This is a genomic window from Ruegeria sp. CDSB086 (genome assembly GCF_059611065.1).
On record NZ_JBXWOV010000010.1, the window covers coordinates 40,081 to 56,021 of the forward strand.

Annotated in this window: 12 protein-coding genes; 3 read left to right on the forward strand and 9 right to left on the reverse strand. The window is 53.7% G+C overall.

Annotated features, from left to right (window positions below; all coding sequences use genetic code 11):
• Positions 1-4 precede the first annotated feature (4 nt).
• Complete coding sequence (locus AC2FIO_RS18835) at positions 5-952, forward strand: PhzF family phenazine biosynthesis protein (RefSeq protein ID WP_496699576.1); 948 nt, start codon at positions 5-7, stop codon at positions 950-952.
• A 414-nt stretch (positions 953-1,366) separates the two neighbouring features.
• Here AC2FIO_RS18835 and AC2FIO_RS18840 read toward each other — a convergent pair whose 3' ends face one another.
• Positions 1,367-1,732, reverse strand: a complete 366-nt coding sequence (locus tag AC2FIO_RS18840) for a hypothetical protein (RefSeq protein WP_496699578.1) — start codon at positions 1,730-1,732, stop codon at positions 1,367-1,369.
• Here AC2FIO_RS18840 and AC2FIO_RS18845 point away from each other — a divergent pair.
• The gene (locus AC2FIO_RS18845; RefSeq protein WP_496699580.1) at positions 1,697-4,729 is read left to right on the forward strand and encodes a DEAD/DEAH box helicase family protein; all 3,033 of its coding nucleotides are present in this window, start codon (positions 1,697-1,699) and stop codon (positions 4,727-4,729) included. The two genes, AC2FIO_RS18840 and AC2FIO_RS18845, sit on opposite strands and share 36 nt — an antisense overlap.
• Here AC2FIO_RS18845 and AC2FIO_RS18850 read toward each other — a convergent pair.
• From AC2FIO_RS18850 to AC2FIO_RS18875, 6 genes are all read right to left on the reverse strand, one after another.
• A complete protein-coding gene (locus AC2FIO_RS18850; RefSeq protein ID WP_496699668.1) occupies positions 4,726-5,238 on the reverse strand; it encodes a hypothetical protein in 513 nt (170 codons plus the stop codon). The two genes, AC2FIO_RS18845 and AC2FIO_RS18850, sit on opposite strands and share 4 nt — an antisense overlap.
• Complete coding sequence (locus AC2FIO_RS18855; RefSeq protein WP_496699667.1) at positions 5,190-5,543, reverse strand: DUF3291 domain-containing protein; 354 nt, start codon at positions 5,541-5,543, stop codon at positions 5,190-5,192. Before AC2FIO_RS18855 ends, AC2FIO_RS18850 begins: the two co-directional genes overlap by 49 nt.
• Positions 5,544-5,920: 377 nt before the next feature.
• Positions 5,921-8,053 carry an antiviral reverse transcriptase Drt3b gene (gene drt3b, locus AC2FIO_RS18860; protein ID WP_496699582.1) on the reverse strand — a complete coding sequence of 711 codons (2,133 nt, stop codon included), beginning with the start codon at positions 8,051-8,053 and terminating at the stop codon, positions 5,921-5,923.
• Complete coding sequence (gene drt3a / locus AC2FIO_RS18865) at positions 8,043-9,404, reverse strand: antiviral reverse transcriptase Drt3a (protein ID WP_496699584.1); 1,362 nt, start codon at positions 9,402-9,404, stop codon at positions 8,043-8,045. Before drt3a ends, drt3b begins: the two co-directional genes overlap by 11 nt.
• A 444-nt stretch (positions 9,405-9,848) precedes the next feature.
• Positions 9,849-12,266 carry a DNA topoisomerase (ATP-hydrolyzing) subunit B gene (gene gyrB, locus AC2FIO_RS18870; protein ID WP_058272964.1) on the reverse strand — a complete coding sequence of 806 codons (2,418 nt, stop codon included), beginning with the start codon at positions 12,264-12,266 and terminating at the stop codon, positions 9,849-9,851.
• Positions 12,267-12,391: 125 nt separating this feature from the next.
• Positions 12,392-12,964, reverse strand: a complete 573-nt coding sequence (locus AC2FIO_RS18875; protein WP_496699587.1) for a TetR/AcrR family transcriptional regulator — start codon at positions 12,962-12,964, stop codon at positions 12,392-12,394.
• Positions 12,965-13,063: 99 nt separating this feature from the next.
• On the opposite strand from AC2FIO_RS18875, the gene AC2FIO_RS18880 reads away from it, so the two are divergent.
• On the forward strand, positions 13,064-13,630 hold the full coding sequence (locus tag AC2FIO_RS18880; RefSeq protein ID WP_496699589.1) for a carboxymuconolactone decarboxylase family protein: 567 nt from the start codon (positions 13,064-13,066) through the stop codon (positions 13,628-13,630).
• Here the strand turns inward: AC2FIO_RS18880 and recF are convergent.
• Together recF and dnaN are read right to left on the reverse strand one after the other, a co-directional pair.
• Positions 13,627-14,724 carry a DNA replication/repair protein RecF gene (recF, locus tag AC2FIO_RS18885; RefSeq protein ID WP_282170893.1) on the reverse strand — a complete coding sequence of 366 codons (1,098 nt, stop codon included), beginning with the start codon at positions 14,722-14,724 and terminating at the stop codon, positions 13,627-13,629. The two genes, AC2FIO_RS18880 and recF, sit on opposite strands and share 4 nt — an antisense overlap.
• A gap of 59 nt (positions 14,725-14,783) precedes the next feature.
• Positions 14,784-15,905 (reverse strand): DNA polymerase III subunit beta, encoded by a 1,122-nt coding sequence (gene dnaN, locus AC2FIO_RS18890; RefSeq protein ID WP_496699591.1) that lies wholly within the window; start codon positions 15,903-15,905, stop codon positions 14,784-14,786.
• Positions 15,906-15,941: the final 36 nt, after the last annotated feature.

The following is a 15,941-nucleotide window of genomic DNA, read 5'->3' on the forward strand; positions in this document are numbered from 1 at the left end:
CACCATGCTCAAAGGTGCGGCCGACGCATGGAGAAAACCAATGAATACGCAAGCAAATACTGTCAGACAGGTAACGGTTGAAATCGTACACGGCTTTGTCGACGGTGGCGCCGGTGGAAATCCCGCAGGCGTCGTCCTGGATGCTGATGAATTGGGCGAACAGGATATGCAAACCGTCGCGGCAAGGGTTGGATTGTCCGAAACGGCCTTTGTGTCGCAGTCCAAGACAGAGGGCTTCAAACTGGATTTCTTCACACCGAACAGGCGCATCGCTCATTGCGGTCATGCAACAATTGCCGCCTTCTCTCACCTTGACGCGCTGGGCCGGATTCCCAATCCCAACACCTCGAAGGAGACAGTTGATGGGCCAAGGCGCATACTAATGAAAGAGGGTGCCGCCTATATGGAACAGCTGGCCCCAAAATACGCGATACCAGAGGACTGGGTGGAAAAAGGTGTAAGCATCGACGATGTACTGAACTCCCTTGGGATCAACAGACATCATCTTGATCAGGAAATACCACCGGTTTTAGTCAATACCGGTAACAGTTTCATTGTCATCGGCCTCGCTGATGCCGATGGTCTTGCCAATGTGAAACCAGATTTTGCCAAAATCACGCAAATCAGCGAACGACTGGATTTGATCGGCTACTACGTCTTCACAAGAGACCCATCGGCGACCGACCGAGACGCTACAACCCGCATGTTTGCGCCCCGATACGCGATTGAGGAAGAAGCCGCGACGGGGATGGCTGCGGGGCCCTTAGCATGTGTATTGCACGACTTTGTCGTATCATCTCAACGATCATTTCAAATCGAACAAGGGGTGTTTATGAACCCGGCGAGTCCGAGCCTGATAAAAGTCGATCTGGAAATCGACAATGGAACAATCTCTGGCCTCTTGGCAGGTGGTTTCGGCAAGGTCATGTGCTCGCGTCGAATTAGTTTCTAGCGTTGCGCTCGCGGCGAATGACTGGCTTGGCGGGCCGCACCGCAGCAACGACGCCCATCGGGCCACGTCCGAATTGGGCCGTCCGCTGAATTTTGCAAAGTCCGGATTCCTGCGCATCGCTGACCTTACGGCACGGACAAGCACTTTGTGTTCTCGGCTCAACGCTACAACTGATCTAGATTTCACGACTGACCGTTGTTCGGGTGCAGCAGGTGGTTGGCTGACGAGAGCGAAAACGCTGCATAATCGCGACTTATGTTAAATCTCGAACTCCCGGCATCCAGTCACAAAACCGGTGCGAATTTCCGACAGTTTCAGGAAAACGAATGTTTCTTCCTGTGATGTCTTGAAGGACGATGCGCGCAGTATCACTATTAGACTAAGCGTCCTAAAACCAAGTCTTGTTCATTGTTTTCACTCCCTGAGTGGCTGCGTTCCAAGCCAAAGCAGCTCACCGAAGCAAATCAAAAGCCAGAAGACGAGCTTGGTGCCGAACCGGTTGCGAAGGTCGGCACCAATATCGACCGGCCGGTCATCAATCTCTATCGACCCCATATCACCTCTGGGGATTGCCTGATTGTCACCGGGTATCAGGACTTCCTGTCTTCCCTTTCGATTTTGATGAAGGAATTGCCAGAGCTGAAGGATCTGGAAAACGACAGCGATATCCGGATCCGGATATCGTTCGGGATCGACACAGCGAATACCAAAAGGCTGAGCAACCCCAAACCAGTCACCGAAGAAATGAAACTCTACTGGCTGGAGCGCTCCGGGCTTCAAGTGGAAGAGGATCACGATCTTATCGCGGTGCTGGCAAAACACGCCATCAAAACCGGGAAAATAGATCTGCGTGTCTTCGATCCGGAGCTCGCCAAACGCAAGTTGGGGATATCTGGGGATCGGCGGCTACACTCAAAAATCGTCAGCTCACCAAAAGGTGCCGTCGCCGGGTCCGCAAACTTTTCCTACTCAGGGCTCTACAGAAACATCGAGTATGCCGATGACCTGGATGCGGGCACTCATGATCTTCAGGTCGAACGCACAGAAGCCGCTGAGCAGGCTTGGGATGTATCTGTCGATTGGAATACCGAAGCGCTGGAGATTCTCGAAAAGCTTATCAAACCGGTGACCGCTGAAGACGCGATGGCGCGAACTATCTCGGAGCAAAAGGGGTTCGAACCCTGGCTCACCGGTGCCCGAAAAGAGATCACGAGCCATACGCTGTTTGGGTATCAACAGGAGCTGACCTACGAGGCATGCTCCATCGTCTATGACCATGGGATCGCCTTCGTAGAAGCCCCAACCGGTTCGGGAAAGACCGAAATCGGCTGTCATCTGGCCGAAGCATTGTCAGAAACATTCTCGGAAGTTGTGCCCCGCTCCCCGGTCCATGGCGTAGCGCGAAAAAATGCAGCTGTAATTGCCCCGCCCAAAGTCATTCCCAGTTGGCGCAAGTATTCGACAAACTCGCTCCAACCTGTCGCAAACAGCAAACTTGCCAAACAACACCTCCGCGGAGCCGGCGATGGAGAAAAATCTGGGCTCAGGCTCGATCAGTTTGGCATTCTGATCATTGATGAAAGCCACACTGTTACACCGGGCTTTGAACAAGCATCTCAAATGGCCTCAGCCATCGAGCTTGCCCCCCCAAGCTGGAATGTCTGTCTGTCGGCGACGCTGCTCGGAAACCGGGATGTCGACTGGTTGACCCATATGCAGGAGAAACGGGCGTCCATTTTCATGACGCCGACCTTCATTCAGGCCATGGGCGAGTTGTTCGAGCGCGAAACCCACGTGCCCAAGGATATCTTCAATCAAGATGCGCAACTGGCTGTTCTGTCAGAGCCTGACACGACCCTCACGCGAGAGGCTCGCACCGAACTCGCTCAACTTGTTTCGCCGTTTTTGACACGCAGACAAAGGCGATGCATTGGCGAGGACGAAGACCACAAGAAACACAGTTACCCGAGACTTAAAAACCACGGGCGCCCGAAGAAACTTAAGGTGACAAAGCCTCAGCAAACGCGCCTGGATGAGATTGTGGCGCTCTGTAAAGAACTTGCGCCTGGCGGTAGGGTGACCGCTGTCGAGAAAAGCCGGTTCGGGCACGTCAGCACGCAACAAAGCACGCAGGACCAACTCTACATCCGTAACCTTTTGAACATTCTGCGCGTGAGCGCCGCCCAGGCCCATTGGGAGATGTCTCATGGAGCTATTGGCAAATCGCTTCGCGACTTCGAGCGTGGTGGGAAATCGAAGAAAAAGGTATCCCACCGCGACCAGTCCGACATGTTCGCAGCATTGGGAATAGAAGCGCCTGAACCCACAAAGAAATGCGACGCTCTAAACCAAAAACTGGGTCTCAGTGTTCTCAAGGAGCTTGATGAGAAGCGGTATGAGGCGTGCCTGAGAATACAAAATGAAAAAGACAGGGTCGTCTTTCTCGCAGAACGGACGGACACACTCGAGATTTTTGCAGAAGCACTGTCGCGCAGAGGCCACCACACCAACTATGTCGTGGGAAACCAAACCAAGGGTGAAGATCGAGCCGTGAAGGCAATCTTTGGAGATGGCCCCGACAGCTTCAAGCGTATCAAACAGGGCAAGTCCGTGGAGTCTTACTTCCGGCCTGGAGGAAAGAACGAACCAAAAGGATCTGCATCGGTTTTTCTGACTTACAAGATGGCTGAAGGTATCAACCTTCAGTCGTCAGACACGCTGGTATTGCTTGGCCTGACCTCGAACCTGAAAGAGCTCATCCAAGGTCTGGGTAGGATCGACAGGATCGATAGTGAGTTCGGGGTCGTCAATTACCACCTGGTTGATGTGACAGTAGGTCAGTTTGCATCTGACGAAAAAATCGCCCAGCGCATAGAGAACTATAAAACTTTGGCTGGGGAGGCGCTAATCGACGCCGTCTTAGAAGAAAGCACCGAAGACGCAGAACTGATCCTCGATAGTGTTGTTGAATATCTGCGATCCCCACGGCGGCTTCGCGACAATAACTTTCACGACGTGCTGGAACGCACCAAGCAAACAATCCCCGAAGACCGCTACAAACTCATCGACAAGGCCAAAATCCAGGGCACCTGGGGTGCAGAGTTGGCGCTCCTATCGGCCCGTGAGAAATTCACGGCGCTACATCTCAAAGGACTTAGCAAGAGCAATAGCTTCTTTCCGCCTCGCCTGCTGCTTCTTAAGGATACTGCGCCAGGCCTTATATTGGAACGCGACCAGCTAGCCGGCGTCCAATCGCTGGAGACTGCATACGAACGGACCAGAAGCCTTGGCATGGAGCACGCCCACATGTCACTGGAAGATTTCTCTGAAGCGCTAGAGACGATTTCAGAGCAGATCGGCAAGCTGACTGAGTGGGACTTGCGCCCGGCGCGCGTTGAGAGCCTCATGAAAGCTTGCGCCGAGTTCATGGGACGTAAAGGTGGTATCGAACTCAGTGATCAAGAATGGTTTGGCCATCTGTCACTACCGGCCGTGGAAATGGTGTGCGAGGCGTGGAGCCGTGAGCTTGATCCCTTCTGGGAACAAGCAAAACACGAAGTGCGTGACAGCTTCGCCTATGAGGATCTTCCCAAGGGGTACATCGCGCTTCAAGTTATCCTGGAAAAGCTCGAAAGCGATCATCAGGCGTCCGCAGAGATCCATGAGAAGATGGTCCGGGTCATCGAGGAAGCTGAACAGGTTTCACGCGACCATGAACCTGCAATTGGACAGCGCATTTCAGTGGTGTTCTTTTCGGATGGTGCAGGCGAGCACTAGGCGGCCTCAGACAGCAGCGAAGCCAGGTCACTTAGTTTTACTAGGTGCCCTCGCGTCGTCTTACCTTCAATCTGCGCGCCATGTGTCTCAATCCCTTTGCTCTCAAAATCGGACAGTAGCTTTCGGGATGTTGTACCTCTTGACCTCGCCAGTGTCGCGACGGGCATGTACTCGCTTTGAAAGATCGCAAGCTGCTGTGGTCTGACCAAGAAAGACTCGCTTGGGCCGTGCGGAACTTTGCGAGATCCGAGCAGGCCCAGCTTGCACCAATGTGTCACCGCCTGAGCCTTCCAACCCGTTAACTTCGCGACATCATTTGCTGTCCAGTCCAACGAGTGCCGCTCAGATCGCAGAACCTTTTCGACGTCCGATTTCTGGAACCTGAAATCACCGAGTAGGACATCCTGATCTTCCAATTCAGCAGCGATAGAACCTTCACAAATGAGACGAATGAGCTTCTTCAGCGCCGTCTTGTCAGTTGTTCGATTAAGCGTAAGCTCTTTGAACAAAACTGCCTCTCACCGACGTGCTCAAACCACTCCGTCCGGCGATCTAGAAACTGACCATGGATAGTCCTGTGAACAAAATGCTCCAAATCTGCAAAGCTCTGCCAAGTCGATAGTGTCGCCAGTGCGACCTGAGGCCGACCAAACAATGCACCGGTGTCGTTCTCCGGTAGATCGTAGCCCTCTCCTTGAAGGCGCCAGATAAAACCTTTGGATCGATCTGCGACAGAGTTTAGACGATCCGAGTTGTCCTCGAACCCCGCAATACGGGGATCTCCTAGCGGGTGCAGCAAGTACCCCATGTTCATTTGTGCAATATGTTCCACAAAAAAACTCCACCGCTGACAGTGGCTTCTACAGTCACCAGCAGCTAGGACTCTGTCCAGCGATTTTTGGTCCGAGACCTACAAACCGGCACGCAGAAACAACGCCGACGCTGATCGCTCGATGCATCCTCTGCGGTTTATTCGTTTGTCGAGTAGCAGCCCGAAGCGGTCATTGCCGATCCGCAGGTCAGGCGGGAACCGGACTTTCGCTGCAGGATAAACTTAAAGAGGATAAGCCGGCGGTCCGCCCCCCCCGCCAGCGTGATCAGTTGCCGTTTATAGGCTGCCTGATCTTGGAGCTTGTGTGTGTGCCGCATAGCCTGAAAGGCGGGCAATTTAGTTTAGGCGAAGCTCTGCCATCAGTATACTTCTCGTGTGCGTTTCTTGTCCAGCGCGATGGACAAGTCAAAACCCTTCCAGTCCGTGAACCAAAATGGCGAAGCTGATTTGATGGCGCGGAAGTCCGTGACTGAATGCCCATAAACCCGTGCAAGTCGATATTTGGTTCGAGCCGAAACGAATGGACAGCACGCAATATCAAGATACGCCATCAAGGGTTCCGCCTCGTTGTGAACATAGGCCGCCCGGCTCTTGACTCTGGCTACAAGCGCCTCTTCTAAGGCTTGACGAAATCTCGAATACCTCCGTTTTCCGGTCGCGTAGCTCAAACCAACAGTCACCGCGAAGTAGTCAATCTCAGAACTCGCCTTGTAACTTTTGCCTTGACCGCTGTCGTCCATTCCAAAGTATTCAGCCAGCGCTTCTTCAGACACGAGATACTCCCTCCCGAGTTTTCTCAAAGCTAAAATTAAGTACATCACCTCTATGTTGGGCTGCCCTGTCGTTGAAGTTCGCCGTAGCTGCCGCGCAACATTGTCAAAGATGTACTTGAACACCTGGTGTTTACTATCTCGTCCAATACCAGCTTCGTGCATTTGATCGACCACTATGGAGATCAATCGAGCGAGGCGGATCGAAATGTTTGCTCTTGGATCGGCAGCGTAAACAAAGAACGAAAACTCCAATATTCCAATGAGGGCTTGAGTCAGTTTTCGCTCGTCCCTCATAGGTTTCTGTGTGTGTTCGTTTCTAAGGAAGATTTTTGAAGTGTTTCTCTCAAGTGCTGCAAAGGAGTAGTTTAGGATATCCTTGTACTCGACGCCGGTCTCCTGAAGGATACTCTTGAAGCCAACGATCAGGTTATTGGAACGAACTCTTGGGGTGAATTTCTTCACCTTCGCTCCAGACCCGCTTGGGTCATCTACCTCCTTTTCATAGATTTCGATACACTCTCCAAGCACTGAACGAACACGGTTCTTTGCAATCGTGAGCTTCGTGATAATCGGTTTTTGTATGACCGTAGATTTCGACGCGTTGACGCCAAGCTTCAACTCTTTCAGTGCGATCCCGAGCTGCCTTTCGACGTGACTCAAGTCCACTTGAGATGTGCAGAAAATGAAGTAGTCGTCCACATACCTGAAAGCTTGATAATGGTCTCGATGACGGTAACCATGCACTTCGAACATTGACCGCTGAAAGTTCCTGTCAGCGTACTGCAAAATAATCTCAGCAAATATTCTGGAGAACTCAGGGCCAATAACTATACCGTTGGTCTCGCCTTGGTTCATTTCCAGCATAAGTCGATCAAATCTACCGCCAAAGGTGTTTCTCGATTTATCCAGAAAGTCTTTAGCCGCTGCGGTTCCCAAAGTGCTCCAAGGTAATGAATGTGTGTAGATGCTATCGAAGCATTTTGAGACGTCTAGCCGAAGCAGGAGGTCGAACTTCTTTTCCGCGTTATGATACTTATAGTGCTCGAAGAACTTAAAAATGTTGCTGTAGCTTCTGTAGGAGAAGAACGAGCCAAGATTTTCGTATTCTTTTGAATTTTGTTCAACTGAGTCGGCGATTCTTGATCGACGCTCATAAAACAAACGATCAGAAAACTTCACTGTCTTTGCCACCGACGCTGGATGCCTAATCGAAAACTCACTTAGGCCAGCATGGTAGACTATGTTGGCACTGTTCCGATTATAGAAATGAGCGACAGCCAGTTGATTTCTCGGGTGAATTACAGACAGCCTGCGGAACTCGCGCTCTTTGTGTGCAATATCAAAACCATAGGGTTTTGTTCGCATAGCATACTCCGAAAGCTTCCATTCTCTTTTGGATATCGTTTTGCCGTCTCGGAGAAGATTGCTTTGCGTAGGGTTCTCAATAGTTTTTCGGTCTTTTTTCGGTGGTGGTGAAGTCAGCGGGTGCTTTCGGCAGGTTCCGAACAATAATTGAATGACCTCATCCAATCCAGCATCCGGACACTCCCAAACAACATAGGTATCTCGACCTCTTTGCTCGAGTCTCACATCGTGCTTGGTAACAAAGTCAAAGAAACCTCCGTTGCTGAACGTCGGCGGGACTTCGAAGGGATGAACGTCAGAGAGTATCGGTCTGTGGTAGCTAAAGTTTGCCGGGATCGAGCGTTTACTGACCATACTTCCAAGCCTTTGTTATCTCTTCAAATTCACGCAACCGGTGGAACCGACGGAATGTTCTTTCAGAATATCCAGTTTGAAATGAGTACGCCTGAAGCTTGGTCCTTAGACTTGCGCTGTGTGCTAGCTTGCCAATGTGCGTAGCCAGTGCATCGTCTAGTCTTTGAAGCTGAGACAAATCGGTCAGGTGTGGATTGCTGAAGTAGATACCCACAAACGCGTTTTGCTTGCTGTGCGTTAGCTGCGTGTTTCCAGTGAGGTACTGCACACGTTTGACGAGCAACCTGTATGCTTTCTTAGACTTCTTCGCCCGTTGTCGATTGTATCTCGTGAAACACGCGTCGAGCCTTTTCTTGTATTTCTGAAACTTTGCGTCGCTCATCAGAACCGTACACGAAGTACTCCGCACGCAACGGAACTTGTAGCCTAGGTACGTCAGCTCAGTAGCCGGAGGAGCTTCTGTAGACTTGCTCGCATTAACGAGGAGCCTCTTGCGCCTAAGTTCTTCGACAACTTTCTTTCGGTAGTCGTCGGTAGTGGAACCTTTCGTAGGGGCAAAAAGCACGATGATGTCATCAACGTAACGAGCAAAAAAAGCGACGTCCTCAAGCGACGATATCCGATCATCGAAATCTCGCATGTACAGCTCTGACAAGATTGCACTAAGACCTACGCCGCGCGGCAAACCCCGTGCTGCGGTTCCTGCAGCCGCAGCATAGTCCCATAGAAGGCGTTCGATCAGACGCATTGTCGTCGCGCTTAAGAGTTGATCAGATCTCAGCTTGGAAAGCAAAATAGAGTGGTCGACCGACTCGTAGAACTCTTGCACATCCAATTTGACCACGTGATACGGAAATCCGTCACTCAGGCAGTCGCTCAGTTGCGTTACAATTTGATTTCTATTTGCTTGCCTTACTTTGTAGATTCTGGAGATGTTATTGGCGATTTGTTTGATCGCGTAGTAGCTCTGCGCATAGGAGTCCACGGGTGTTTCAGGAACAACATAGACAGGCTTTCCATTGGGGCCTCCCACCCTGCGTATGCTTATCCGAAAGCTCTTCTTTGATATTTCATCCGAGATGTTCGCCAAACAGGAAAGCAACTCTTGATCCCTTGCTTTCCTAGCATTTTCACGATCTTCCTTGAGTGCGTCAAAAATCGCTTGGTCGGCTGCCGAATACTTGTGCTTGTGAGTGGCTCGGAAGTGTTTGGTCGCCCTTATGCAATCTTTTAGCTCTTCGGTGGCAACCAGAACAGAAGGAAAGAATTCGAGACTCTTGTTCGAACCTCGCCGGTTTTCGATTTCTGTAATTCTACTTAGGTTCTTAGGTGAAAACGATTGATCAAACACTTAGTCTGCGGCCCCAATGAATGGCGAATTATGGCAAACACACTTCAAAAGTGTACAAGTTGCAACCACGTATCGCGTCAGTTGGCCAAGAAGTTCGGACTTCAAGATAAAGGCTGAGCCGGAACACTGTTGAAAATTGACAGCGGTCATTCGATCCACCGAAGTTGAACGGCCGGTTTGGGCCGTCCTTCCGACTTTGCAAAGTCTGCTTTCTGCGCATCACAGACCTTCGCGAGAATCCAACCAAATAGGCTGCATAGATCCCAAGGTTTCTTTGGGAGACCCTTTGCGAGATTGAGCAACGCCAAGGGCCATAACCGCGACGACTACGCTAAGAACTGATTGAATTCATCGCTAAGGCAGACAATCGCGCTGCGCAAAACTATGGGCAAACTACGCAAACTTATGGGGTGCGCGAAGTGTTTTGCGCAAACCTACAAAATCCTAGAAATCCAGGTTCTCCACGCTCAGAGCATTTTGTTGGATAAACTCGCGGCGAGGCTCCACCACGTCGCCCATCAGTTTGGTGAATAGGTCATCCGCTTCAACCATGTCGTCCACCCGCACCTGCAAAAGCGTACGTGCGTCCGGGTCCAGCGTTGTTTCCCAGAGCTGATCCGGGTTCATCTCACCCAGACCTTTGTAGCGCTGCAGCGACAGGCCCTTTTCACCTTCTTCCAGAATGGCGCGCAACAGATCCAGCGGGCCGTGAATTGCCTGCGACCGGTCGCGACGGACCAGCGTTGCCGGAGTGTTGTAGATCTCTTGCAGGCTTTGGGTAAAGCTGCCGGTCTTGCGCGCCTCGCCCGAGCGCAGCATCGGACCGTCCAAGGTACGCACCTCTTCCACGCCGCGCAAAATACGGGCAAGACGAATTCCGTGATCCTGTGTGATCCGGCCCTGCCAACCGCGTTCGTATTCCAGCGCAATCAGGTCGAGACGCGCGGCGACTTTGTCTGCAACGCCTTGCAAATCCGCATCAACCGCGCCCGGCACAAAGGCACCTGCAACGGCGGCCTGTTCCAGGATGTGGCGTGGATAATGGGTTGGGAAGGCGTCCAAGACGCGCTTCAACTGACGCGCTTCGTCGACAATGCGCGTCAGATCCTGACCCAGGATCTCTTCGCCAGAACCGAGCTTCAGAACTGCCCCTTCGACACCTTGGTTGACCAGGTATTCATCCATCGCGGCCTGATCTTTCAGGTACACTTCGGATTTTCCGCGCGCCACTTTGTAAAGCGGCGGTTGGGCGATGTAGAGATAACCGCCCTCAATCAGCTCGGGCATCTGCCGGTAGAAAAACGTCAACAGCAATGTCCGGATATGCGCACCGTCGACGTCCGCATCGGTCATGATGACGATTTTATGATAGCGCAGTTTTTCGATATTGAACTCGTCTCGCCCGATCCCAGTGCCCAGCGCCATGACGAGGTTGCCGATTTCCTGAGATGACAACATCCGGTCAAACCGTGCACGTTCAACGTTCAGGATTTTACCCTTGAGAGGCAAAATTGCCTGAGTTTGCCGATCGCGGCCCGTTTGCGCTGAGCCGCCCGCGGAATCACCCTCAACCAGGAAGACTTCGGTTTTGGTCGGGTCCTTTTCCGAACAATCCTTGAGCTTGCCAGCCAGAAAATTCACATCCATCGCCGTTTTGCGGCGGGTCAGCTCGCGCGCCTTGCGAGCGGCTTCACGGGCCAGAGCAGCCTCGATAATTTTGCCAACGATAATCTTGGCCACGTTCGGATTTTCTTCGAACCATTCAGCCAGCTTTTCGTTCATCAGACCTTCGACTGCAGGGCGTACCTCGGATGACACCAGCTTGTCCTTGGTCTGGGACGAGAATTTAGGGTCTGGGACTTTGACCGACAGCACACAGGTCAGACCCTCGCGCGCATCGTCGCCGGTAAAGCTGACCTTTTCCTTTTTCGCGATCCCGCTGGTCTGGGCGTAATTGTTGATCGTCCGGGTCAACGCACCGCGGAAACCGGCAATATGGGTTCCACCATCGCGCTGTGGGATGTTGTTGGTGAAGGGCAGGACTGTCTCGTGATAGCTGTCATTCCACCACATGGCGATTTCGACACCGATATCGTCGCGCTCACCCTTGATATAGATCGGTTCGGGCATCGCGGACGTTTTGGAGCGGTCCAGGTATTTGACGAATTCCTTGACGCCGCCTTCGTAAAACAGCTCGGTCTCCAACCGCTCTGCCGGGCGTTCATCAATCAGAATGATCCGCACGCCCGAGTTCAGGAAGGCCAGTTCGCGCAGACGCTTTTCCAGCGTCTCGAATGAATATTCCAGGTTTGAGAACGTATCCAACGACGCCAGAAACCGCACCTCGGTTCCGGTCCGGTCACCGCATTCAGCGACAACTTTCAGATGCTCGACCGTCTCACCACCTTCGAACCGTGCAACGTGTTCCTTACCGTTGCGCCAGACACGCAATTCCAGCCAATTGGACAGTGCATTCACCACCGAAACGCCCACGCCGTGCAGACCGCCGGACACCTTGTAGGAATTGCTGTCGAACTTGCCGCCAGCATGCAGCTGGGTCATGATCACTTCTGCTGCGGACACACCTTCTTCGGGGTGAATATCGACGGGAATTCCGCGGCCATTGTCGCTGACAGAAACGCTGGAATCCGCGTGGATTTTGACGGTTACATGGTCCGCGTGACCGGCCAGCGCTTCGTCAATCCCATTGTCAACGACCTCATACACCATATGGTGCAGACCCGAGCCATCGTCCGTATCCCCGATATACATACCAGGGCGCTTTCGAACTGCCTCTAACCCTTTGAGAACTTTAATGGAATCTGCACCGTATTCCTGGGGTGCCTGTGCGTCTTCGGACATGCCGTCAGTACCTATATTATTTTGGTAACTTATACGTTTTCTGGGGGGGATTGTCACGCGCTACCCCAACATTTTGTGTCGGTCTTGCGTGATTTAGTTTCTTTCGGCAGCTGACTGCCGAATCCCTATAAACGGTCGATATCGGCCGCTATATCCGCTGCGATTTCATGGGCGTCGACATCACTGCGCTCGGCCGACAACCGCAGCCCCAAAAGGTCGGATTGATAACGCGTCGCCAGCCGGTTCGGATCGTGGCTTGGGGCAATATCACCGGCCTCTTGCGCCTGACGGAACAGCTCTGCAAAGCAGGCCTTCATCTCGGACATGAGAACACCCGCCCGACCAGCGAGCTCGTGATCCTTGGCCTGCAATTCAGCGTAGGTCTTGGCCAACATACAAGCCTTCGCGGGCGCTCCGCTTGCCTCAATAACCAAACGCGGCTGCGCCTTTAAAGCCCCGAGCGGACCTACCCGGTCAGCCAATGCCCTCAGCCGCGCGACACCCTCTTGCGCGTAGCGGTCCAACGCCAGCCCGTAAAGCGCATCCTTGGACCCAAATGCCGCATAGAAACTGCCGGGTTTCAACTTCAACTCGCGCTCAAGGTCTTTCAGGGATGTGCCAGCCCAACCCTGACGCCAGAAGATATCCCTGGCCCGGGCAATCAGGTCATCTCGGTCATATTCGGGTTTGCGTGGCATAACCTTCACCAATTCTTGAACGGTTGCTCAAATATATACTTGAGTGATCACTCAAGAAAGACTATTTCTGCCTTACCCCACCAGAAAAGGAGTTCCAACATGGCCAATTTCCCGTCACATGATCTCGAATCCGCCCCCGAAGGGTCCAAACCGCTACTGGAAAAATCGCAAGCCGCTTTTGGCCGCCTGCCCGGCCTGCACAAGGTCATGGCCGAAAGCCCCCAGCATCTGGAAGGCTATCAGGTGCTGCATGGCCTGTTCATGCAGACCGATTTCGACAATGATGAGAAAACCGTCGTCTGGCAGACCATCAATGTGGAAAACGAATGCCACTATTGCGTGCCCGCTCATACCGGCATCGCCAAGATGATGAAGGTTTCGGACGAAATCACCGAAGCCCTGCGCAATGAAACCCCGCTACCTTCGGCCAAGCTTGAAGCACTGCGCACCTTCACCCTGCAAATGATGGAAACCCGCGGCAACCCGACCGAAGCACAGCTGCAGGCATTCTTTAATGCGGGCTACTCGCACCGCGCTGTGTTGGATGTGGTGCTGGGCCTCGCGCAAAAAACCATGTCGAACTACGTGAACCACATGGCAAAAACCCCGGTCGACGAAGTCATGCGCGGCTTCCTGTGGGAACGAAAGGTCGGCGAGTCGGCCTAAGCGGACACGACCGAGCCCTCCGAGCCATCACTCACGATCAAGGATTGGGCCCGGTCGCCCAGTTCCGCAAACAGCTCAGGCCCGGTGCCCGTCATCCAGGCCTGAGCACCCAGCGCAGAAATCTCATCATACAGCGCCGCGCGCCGATCCGCGTCCAGATGCGCCGCCACCTCGTCCAACAACACGATCGGGGGCGCGCCGATCATACTCGCCAAGGCTCGTGCGTTCGACAGGATCAATGAGACCAACAAAGCCTTCTGCTCACCGGTCGAACAATCCTTGGCCGGAACGCCCTTGGCAGCGAACACCCCGTACACGTCCGACCGATGCGGCCCCACCAGCGTACGCCCAGCCGCCAAATCCCGGAACCGGCTTTCACTTAGTGCTTCGCGCAGATCCGCTTCTGTTTCCGGCATCGCACCTTCGGTCTGTACCAGCTCCAATTCCGCAGATGGAAACGCAGTTTCCGCCTGATCCTGCGCCGCGCGCAGATGATCCAGCGCCGAAAGCCGCGCCGCGTGAATACGATACCCCGTCTCCGCCATCTGCGCTTCAAGTGCTGCATACCAATGCGCATCGCGTACCTGCTCTTTCAGCAGACGGTTCCGTTCGCGCATGGATTTTTCATAGGTCAAAGATGCTTCAGCATGGGCCGGATCGAAACTCAGCGCGATCCGGTCCAGAAAACGCCGGCGCCCTTCGGCCCCCTCGATCCAAATCCGGTCCATCGACGGGATCAACCAGACAATTCGCGCCAGCTTGCCCAGATCAATCTGGCTGGACGCCTTGCCATCAATGCGAATCTGCCGCGCGACACCGCCCTCGGACCAGGTTTCTATCTCGTATTGTCGCCCCTGCGCCTGCAGCACCCCGGACAGTTTCCAACCTAGCGCCTCGGGGCGTCGGGTCATCTCGGCCGCGCTGGCCCGCCGCATTCCGCGACCGGGAGAAAACAGGGACACCGCTTCCAGGATGTTGGTCTTGCCCGCCCCGTTCGGCCCGTGAATCGCAACAGGCCGACCATCCAAAGACAGTCGCGCCAGCTTGTGGGACCGAAAATGCGAGACGGTAAGCTCGGTCAGGGCCAAACCCATGACCCCTCCCTTCATCTTTTCAAAAATACTCCTGCCGGAGGCATCGCACGTCCGTGCGATCAGACGCGCATCGGCATGACGACGTATACCGCGCTCAGATCATTGCCTTCGCGCATCAGGGTCGGATCAGCCGCTGAATTGAACAGGAACACAGCGTTCTCACGATCCACCTGAGAGGCGATTTCCAGCAGGTACTTGGCGTTGAATCCGATCTCCAGCCGCTCGTCGCCATAGGCCACGGCCAGTTCTTCCTCGGCCGCGCCGCTATCCGGGGCGTTGACGGAAAGCACCAGTTTATCTGTATCCAGCTGCAGCTTTACCGCTCGAGACCGCTCAGAGGACACTGTTGCAACCCGATCTACCGCCTTTGCGAATTCGGCCGCATCGACTTCCAGCTGGCGCGTATTGCCCTGAGGAATCACACGTGTGTAATCCGGGAAGGTCCCGTCGATCACTTTTGAGGTCAGCGTGATGTCCGGGGTTGCAAAGCGCACTTTCGTTTCACTGACCGACACTGCGATATCCATCTCATCGTCGTCCAGCAGCTTGCGCAGTTCGCCTACGGTTTTGCGCGGTACGATCACGCCGGGCATGTCTGCAGCGCCATCCGGCAGATCCGCGTCGATGCGTGCCAGGCGGTGGCCATCGGTGGCCACACAGCGCAGCACCTTGCCGCCTTCGGACCCGTCGGCCACATGCATATAGACGCCGTTCAGATAGTACCGGGTCTCTTCGGTCGAGATGGCGAATTTCGACTTATCGAACAACCGGCGCAGCAAGGCTGCCGAGGCGGTAAAGTTCGATTGGTATTCCGAAGACGCCATCACAGGGAAGTCTTCCTTTGGCAGCGTCGCCAATGAGAAATTCGACCGGCCTGCTTCAACCGTCAGACGCCCTGCGGCGCTGTCGGCGGTCAGTGTCACCAACGCTCCATCGGGCAGTTTGCGCACGATCTCATGCAACGTCGTTGCGGCCACCGTTGTGGCCCCGGCCTTTTCGACCTGTGCGGGCGCTTTGTCGACAACTTCGATATCCAAGTCGGTCGCCCGGAACATGGCCTGATCGCCATCGGCTTCGATCAAAACGTTGGCAAGTATGGGAATGGTGTTGCGACGTTCGACAACAGATTGGGCCTGGGAAACGGCCTTGAGAAGGGTGCCGCGTTCGATGCTGATCTTCATACCCTTAATTCCTCTGACTTGCGTGCCGAAATGGGC